An 8291-nucleotide genomic window follows, 5' to 3' on the forward strand; every position below is an offset into this window, starting at 1 on the left:
TATCGCAACCTCACCGAACTGGTCTCGCGCGGCTGGAGCGAAGGGCAGAGCAATGATCTGGTGATTATCCAGCGTGATTGGGTCAAGCAAGCGGCCGAAGGCCTGATTGCCTTGTCCGGCGCGAAGGAAGGCGAAGTCGGCCATGCCTTGCTCGATGGCGAGCCGGCAGAAGCCGAGGCGGTGCTGCGCGAGTGGATGGCGGTGTTCCCTGAGCGTTTCTACCTGGAAGTGCAGCGCACCAACCGGGTCAATGACGAAGAACATCTGCACGCCGCAGTGGCCCTGGCCGATAAGGTCGGCGCGCCCTTGGTGGCGACCAACGATGTGCGCTTTATCAAGCAAGATGACTTCGCTGCCCACGAAACCCGTGTGTGCATCGGCGAGGGCCGCAGCCTGGATGACCCGCGCCGCCTGCGCACCTACTCCGATCAGCAATACCTGAAGACGCCGGAGGAAATGGCCGAGCTGTTCAGTGATTTGCCCGAGGCGCTAGAAAACACCATCGAGATCGCCAAGCGCTGCAATATTGAGGTGCAGCTGGGCAAATACTTCCTGCCAGATTTCCCTGTGCCGGCCGGCCTGACCATGGACGAATACTTTCGCCAGGTTTCGTTCGAGGGCCTGGAAGAACGTCTGGCGGTGCTGTGGCCGAAGGACACCACGCCGAATTACGAAGAGAAGCGTCAGGTCTACATCGACCGGTTGAATTTCGAGCTGGATATCATCATTCAGATGGGCTTCCCCGGATATTTTTTGATCGTAATGGACTTTATCAAGTGGGCGAAGAACAACGGTGTGCCCGTGGGCCCTGGCCGTGGGTCGGGTGCCGGTTCACTGGTGGCCTATGTGCAGAAGATCACCGACCTCGATCCGCTGGCCTATGACCTGCTGTTCGAACGTTTCCTCAACCCGGAACGGGTCTCCATGCCTGACTTCGACGTCGACTTCTGCATGGACGGCCGCGATCGGGTAATCGATTACGTGGCCGAGAAATACGGGCGCAACGCGGTGAGTCAGATCATCACCTTCGGCACCATGGCGGCCAAGGCGGTGGTGCGCGACGTGGCGCGGGCGCAGGGCAAGTCCTACGGCCTGGCCGACCGTCTGTCGAAGATGATTCCCTTCGAAGTCGGCATGACCCTGGAAAAAGCCTACGAGATGGAAGAGCCGCTGCGCGACTTCCTCAAGGTTGACGAGGACGCCCGGGAAATCTGGGAAATGTCGCTCAAGCTCGAAGGCATCTGCCGCGGCACCGGCAAGCACGCCGGCGGTGTGGTGATCGCACCGACCAAGCTCACCGACTTCTCGCCGATTGCCTGCGATGACGAGGGTGGCGGCCTGGTCACCCAGTTCGATAAAGATGATGTGGAATCCGCCGGTCTGGTGAAGTTCGACTTCCTCGGTCTGCGTACCCTGACCATCATCAAGTGGGCGATGGAGACCATCAATCGCGAGCAGGCCAAGAAGGGTCTGCCGGACCTGAACATCGACTTTATCCCGCTGGATGACAAACCGACGTTCAGCATGCTGCAGAAGGCCGAGACTACTGCGGTGTTCCAGCTTGAATCACGCGGTATGAAGGAGCTGATCAAGAAGCTCAAGCCGGACTGCCTGGAAGACATGATCGCCCTGGTGGCGCTGTTCCGTCCGGGGCCGCTGCAGTCGGGCATGGTGGACGACTTTATCAACCGCAAGCACGGCCGCGAGCCGATTTCCTACCCGCACCAGGACTATCAGTACGCCGGCCTGGAGCCGGTGCTGAAACCGACCTACGGCATCATCCTGTACCAGGAACAGGTGATGCAGATCGCCCAGGTCATGGCCGGCTATACCCTGGGCGGTGCGGATATGCTGCGCCGCGCCATGGGCAAGAAAAAGCCCGAAGAGATGGCCAAGCAGCGCGGCGGTTTTATCGAAGGCTGCGCCAATAACGGGATCGATGCCAACCTGGCGGGTAACATCTTCGACCTGGTGGAAAAGTTCGCCGGTTACGGTTTCAACAAGTCGCACTCGGCTGCTTATGGCTTGCTCTCGTATCAGACGGCCTGGCTTAAGGCGCACCACTCGGCGGCCTTTATGGCGGCGGTGTTGTCGGCGGATATGCACAACACTGACAAGGTGGTCACCCTGATCGAGGAATGCCGCTGCATGAAGCTGCGCCTCGATGCGCCTGATGTGAACATCTCCGAGTTCAAGTTCACGGTTAACAACGAAGGCTGGATCGTCTACGGCCTGGGCGCGATCAAGGGTGTGGGCGAGGGGCCGGTGGAGGCCATCGTCGAGGCGCGTCAAGGCGGGCCGTTCAAGGACCTGTTCGACTTCTGCTCGCGCGTCGACCTCAAGCGCATCAACAAGCGCACCCTCGAAGCGCTGATTCGCAGCGGCGCGCTGGACCGTCTGGGCCCGCACTTCCATGAGGAGCTGAAAGCCTATAAGGCCAATATCGACCGTAATCGTGCGGTATTGCTCGGTGCGATGGAGGAGGCCGTGCAGGCCGCCGAGCAGACTGCGCGCAGCGCCGAAAGCGGGCATATGGACCTGTTCGGCGGGGTGTTTGCCGATGCCGAGGCGGATGTTTATCGCAATCACCTGCGTGCCCGCGAGCTGACGCTGAAAGAGCGCCTCAAGGGCGAGAAAGACACCCTGGGCCTGTACCTGACCGGTCACCCGATTGATGAGTACGAAGGTGAAGTGCGGCGGTTTGCTCGCCAGCGCATCGTCGACCTGAAAGCCGCGCGCGGCGATCAGACGATTGCCGGCCTGGTGGTCAACCTGCGGGTGATGAAGAACAAGAAGGGCGACAAGATGGGCTTTATCACCCTCGATGACCGCTCCGGACGGATCGAGGCCTCCTTGTTTGCCGAAGCCTTTAACAGCGCCCAGGCCTTGCTGCAGACCGATGCCCTGGTGGTGGTCGAGGGCGAAGTCAGCAACGACGATTTCTCCGGTGGTCTGCGCTTGCGTGCCAAGCGAGTGATGAGTCTGGAAGAAGCGCGCACCGGCCTGGCCGACAGCCTGCGCTTGAAGGTCGCCAGCAGTGCCCTGCAGGGCGACCGTCTGCGCTGGCTGGCCGACTTGTGTGGCCGTCATCGCGGCGCGTGCCCGATCACCGTCGACTACAGCGGCAGTGACGCCAAGGCGCAATTGCAGTTTGGCGAAGGCTGGCGCATTGAGCCGGCTGACAGTCTGATTCAGGCATTGCGTGACCAGTTCGGCCGCGACAACGTCTTTTTGCACTACCGCTGATTTGCGAGGCTCAGGCCTAGCAAATCAGTTGCGACGCCTCGAACGGCTGCACGGTTTACCTGCAGTCCGGTGTCGACCTGAATGCGCCTGCTGCTATAAGGTAGGGCGCGATAACGGATACAGCTCCCGGCCACTTGGCCGTCGACGCAAGACGGATGACTATGAACCCGAATTTTCTCGATTTCGAACAGCCGATCGCCGACCTGCAAGCCAAGATCGAAGAGCTTCGCCTGGTTGGTAACGACAACTCGTTGAACATCGGCGATGAGATCGCCCGCCTGCAGGACAAGAGCAGCTCGCTGACCGAAAGCATTTTCGGCAACCTGAGCAGCTGGCAGATCGCCCAGCTGGCGCGCCATCCTCGCCGTCCTTACACCCTGGATTATCTGCAACACATCTTCACCGAATTCGATGAGCTGCATGGCGATCGGCATTTCTCCGACGACGCGGCCCTGGTCGGTGGTGTGGCCCGTCTGGACGGTGAACCGGTGATGGTCATCGGTCATCAGAAAGGCCGTGAGATTCGCGAAAAAGTCCGCCGCAACTTCGGCATGCCGCGCCCGGAGGGCTATCGCAAGGCGTGTCGCCTGATGGAAATGGCCGAACGCTTCAAGATGCCGATCCTGACCTTTATCGACACCCCAGGTGCCTATCCAGGTATTGACGCCGAAGAGCGCAACCAGAGCGAAGCCATCGCCTGGAACCTGCGTGTAATGGCGCGTCTGAAAACCCCGATCATCGCCACCGTAATCGGTGAGGGTGGTTCCGGCGGTGCCTTGGCGATTGGTGTGTGCGATCAGCTGAACATGCTGCAGTACTCCACCTATTCGGTGATCTCGCCGGAAGGCTGCGCCTCTATTCTGTGGAAAACCGCCGAGAAGGCCCCGGATGCCGCCGAGGCCATGGGCATCACGGCCGAGCGTCTGAAGGGCCTGGGCATTGTCGATCAGGTCATCGCTGAGCCGCTCGGTGGCGCGCACAGTGATCCCGCCGCTGCGGCTGAATCGGTGCGTCAGGCATTGTTGACGCAACTGGCCATGCTCAAGACCTTCGATACCGATGCGCTGCTCAAGCGTCGTTATGAGCGTCTGATGAGCTACGGCATCGCCTAAATGACCCTGAGCGCCAGGTTGCTGGAATCTCTGGCGCCCTGGCGCGCTGCGTCGGCCTGGCATATCGCCTTGTCCGGCGGGCTGGATTCCACGGTGCTGCTGCACCTGCTGGCCAGCCTCGCGCAACGCGAGGCATTGCCGCCACTTTCCGCCATCCATATCCATCACGGCCTACAGGCTGCGGCTGATGCCTGGCCGGCACATTGCCGTGAGCTGTGCATGGCCTTGTCCGTACCGTTGCAGGTTGAGTTTGTGCGGGTTGCTCCAGGTGCCAGTCTTGAGCGTGCGGCGCGCGATGCCCGCTATGCGGCCTTTGCGGCTCGTCTCGGCGCAGATGAACTGTTGCTGACTGCGCAGCATCGCGATGATCAGGCCGAAACCCTGTTGTTTCGCCTGTTGCGCGGTGCCGGCGTGCAGGGTTTGGCGGCCATGCCGGTAAGTCGTGCATTGGGAGCGGGGCAGCTGGTTCGGCCGCTGCTCAATTGCTCGCGCGATGAACTATCGGCCTATGCCCGTGAGCACAAGCTGACCTGGATCGACGATCCGTCCAATAGCGACGAGCGCTTCTCGCGCAATTACCTGCGTCGTCAGGTGATGCCTGCGCTGCTCAAACGCTGGCCGCAGGCCTCGGCCAAGATGGCCCGCAGCGCCGCATATTTAAGCGAGGCGGGGCAGTTGCTCGATGAGTTGGCGCTGCAGGATCTGGCTGCCGCTGAAGGTTTAAGCGAGTTTGCCTGGCTGCATTTGCCAAGCCTGGCGGTGCCTGCGCTGCGCGGCCTGAGTGAGCCGCGCCAACGCAATGCCCTGCGTTATTGGTTACGCCCACTGACGGCGATGCCCGATAGTGAACACTGGGCCGGTTGGCAGGCGCTGCGCGATGCGTCGCTGGACGCCGCGCCAGTGTGGAAGTTGGCCGCGGGGGAGTTGCGCCGCAGTGACGAGCGGTTGTGGTGGCTGACCGGTGATTGGCTGCGCTCTTCAGTGCCGGTCAATGTGACGGTTCAAGGCAATCAGCAGCTGGCATTGCCCGCTAATGGCCATGTGCGTATTGACGGTCAGCTGCCTGCGGGCAACTGGCAGTTGGGCTATCGCCAGGCTGGTGATCAGATGGTGTTACCTGGGCGTGGACACCGTGATCTCAAGCGGCTGCTCAATGAGTTGCGCGTACCGACGTTTGTGCGTGATCGCCTGCCGCTGCTGCGTCGGGATAATCAGGTGCTGGCAATCGCCAACCTGCCAGGTATGCAGGGTGCCACCGATGGCAGCTGGCAATTGCATTGGCAGCCGCCATCGAATGATCAAGGTTTGAGCTGATAAGCCCTTTCCGGTAGACTACGCTCCCGTCTTACTAGAGCTTTTGTTGATTCCCCTTGGGGATCGGCAGGGCTAGCTCATTGCAGTGCATCGCAGAGAGCCGCTTCGCTGTTCCTTCGCTTTCCCCGGCGGCATTGACCGCTTAAACGCAGACTTCTAGGGTTTTTCATGACGCGCTACATATTCGTCACGGGTGGTGTTGTTTCTTCATTGGGGAAAGGCATCGCCTCGGCTTCATTGGCGGCTATCCTGGAGGCGCGGGGCCTGAAGGTCACCATGCTCAAGCTGGATCCCTATATCAACGTCGATCCGGGCACCATGAGCCCGTTCCAGCACGGTGAGGTGTTCGTCACCCACGACGGCGCTGAGACCGACCTCGACCTGGGCCACTACGAGCGGTTTATCCGCACCACCATGACCCAGAACAACAACTTCACCACCGGCCGCGTCTATGAAGACGTGCTGCGCCGCGAGCGTCGTGGTGATTACCTGGGCGCGACCATTCAGGTCATCCCGCACATCACCGACGAGATCAAACGCCGCATCATCAAGGGCGCCGGCGATGCCGACGTGGCCATGGTCGAAATCGGTGGCACGGTGGGCGACATCGAGTCGCAGCCGTTCCTCGAAGCTATCCGCCAGCTGCGAGTGGAAGTAGGTGCCAAGCGCGCCATGCTGATGCACTTGACTCTGGTGCCGTATATCGCCACCGCTGGCGAAACCAAGACCAAGCCGACTCAGCATTCGGTGAAAGAGCTGCGCTCCATCGGCCTGCAGCCGGACGTGCTGATCTGCCGCTCCGATCACCCGATCGATATCTCCTCGCGGCGCAAGATCGCGCTGTTCACCAACGTAGAAGAGCGCGCGGTGATTTCTCTGGAAGACGTCGACACCATCTACAAGATTCCTGGCGTGCTGCATGCCCAGGGGCTGGATGATTTTGTCGTCGAGCGCTTCGGCCTGGAATGCAACGGTGCCGATCTGTCCGAGTGGGACCGTGTCGTCGATGCCAAGCTCAATCCAGAGCACGAAGTCACCATCGCCATGGTCGGCAAGTACATGGAGCTGCTGGATGCCTACAAATCGCTGATCGAAGCGATGAGCCATGCCGGCATCCAGAACCGTACCAAGGTCAACCTGCGCTATATCGACTCCGAAGACATCGAGAACAAAGGCACCGCCCTGCTCGAAGGCGTGGACGCCATTCTGGTGCCGGGCGGCTTCGGTCTGCGCGGCGTGGAAGGCAAGATCAAGACCGTGCAGTACGCCCGCGAGAACAAGATCCCTTACCTGGGTATCTGCCTCGGCATGCAGGTCGCGGTGATCGAGTTCGCCCGCAATGTGCTGGGTTGGAGCGATGCCAACTCCACCGAATTCGACACCGTCAGCACGCATCCGGTGGTCGGTCTGATCACCGAATGGCAGGACGCCACCGGCGTGACCGAGCAGCGGACTGACGCTTCCGATCTGGGCGGCACCATGCGCCTGGGCGCGCAGGACTGCCAGCTGCTGTCCGGCTCGCAAGTACACGCTTGCTACGGCAAGGACGTGATAGTCGAGCGTCATCGTCATCGCTACGAAGTGAACAACAACCTGCTGCCGCAGCTGCTCGACGCCGGCCTCAAGGTCACCGGCCGCTCCGGCGACGGCGCCCTGGTTGAAGTGGTAGAAGCGCCAGATCATCCCTGGTTCGTCGCCTGCCAGTTCCACCCCGAGTTCACCTCGACTCCGCGTGACGGCCACCCGTTGTTCAGTGGCTTTGTCAACGCCGCACTGGCCCAGCAAGTACGGAAGGCTTAAGGCATGACCCAGAAGATCATCAAGGTCGGCGACATCGAGATCGCCAACGACAAGCCCTTCGTGCTGTTCGGCGGCATTAACGTTATTGAGTCCCGCGATCTGGCCATGCGCGCCTGTGAAGAATACGTGCGGGTCACCGACAAGCTCGGCATCCCCTACGTGTTCAAGGCCAGTTTCGACAAGGCCAACCGCTCGTCCGTAACCTCATTCCGGGGCCCAGGTCTGGAAGAGGGCATGAAGGTCTTCGAGGAAATCAAAAAGACCTTCGGCGTGCCGGTGATTACCGATGTGCATGAGCCTGAGCAAGCGGCTCCAGTGGCTGCGGTCTGCGACATTATTCAGCTGCCGGCGTTTCTGTCGCGGCAGACTGACCTGGTGGTGGCCATGGCCAAGACCGGGGCGGTGATCAATATCAAGAAGGCCCAGTTCCTTGCGCCTCAGGAGATGAAGCACATTCTGGCTAAGTGTGAAGAGGCCGGTAATGACCAGCTGATCCTCTGCGAGCGCGGTTCCAGCTTCGGCTACAACAACCTGGTGGTGGACATGCTCGGCTTCGGCATCATGAAGCAGATGAACTACCCGGTGTTCTTCGACGTGACCCACGCCCTGCAAATGCCGGGTGGCCGCGCCGATTCCGCTGGCGGTCGCCGCGCCCAGGTTACCGATCTGGCCAAGGCCGGTATGAGTCAGGGCCTGGCTGGCCTGTTCCTCGAAGCCCATCCGGACCCGGACAATGCCAAATGTGACGGCCCCTGCGCCCTGCGTCTGGACAAGCTGGAGCCGTTCCTCACCCAGCTCAAGCAGCTGGATGATTTGATC

5 protein-coding genes are annotated in these 8291 nt (G+C 60.9%); all 5 read left to right on the top strand.

What is annotated here, in order from left to right:
• Positions 1–3246 (top strand): DNA polymerase III subunit alpha (gene dnaE, locus WA145_RS15640; protein ID WP_422582451.1); only part of this gene is annotated, 3246 nt, incomplete at its 5' end.
• 161 nt (positions 3247–3407) lie between these two features.
• Positions 3408–4358 carry an acetyl-CoA carboxylase carboxyltransferase subunit alpha gene (locus WA145_RS15645; RefSeq protein ID WP_422582452.1) on the top strand — a complete coding sequence of 317 codons (951 nt, stop codon included), beginning with the start codon at positions 3408–3410 and terminating at the stop codon, positions 4356–4358.
• A complete protein-coding gene (gene tilS / locus WA145_RS15650; RefSeq protein WP_422582453.1) occupies positions 4359–5672 on the top strand; it encodes a tRNA lysidine(34) synthetase TilS in 1314 nt (437 codons plus the stop codon).
• 168 nt (positions 5673–5840) lie between these two features.
• Positions 5841–7472 carry a CTP synthase gene (locus WA145_RS15655; protein WP_422582454.1) on the top strand — a complete coding sequence of 544 codons (1632 nt, stop codon included), beginning with the start codon at positions 5841–5843 and terminating at the stop codon, positions 7470–7472.
• Positions 7473–7475: 3 nt separating this feature from the next.
• On the top strand, positions 7476–8291 hold an 816-nt coding region (gene kdsA / locus WA145_RS15660; protein WP_422582455.1), incomplete at its 3' end, for a 3-deoxy-8-phosphooctulonate synthase.

The organism is Pseudomonas sp., from assembly GCF_049301935.1.
Taxonomy (GTDB): Bacteria; Pseudomonadota; Gammaproteobacteria; order Pseudomonadales; family Pseudomonadaceae; genus Aquipseudomonas.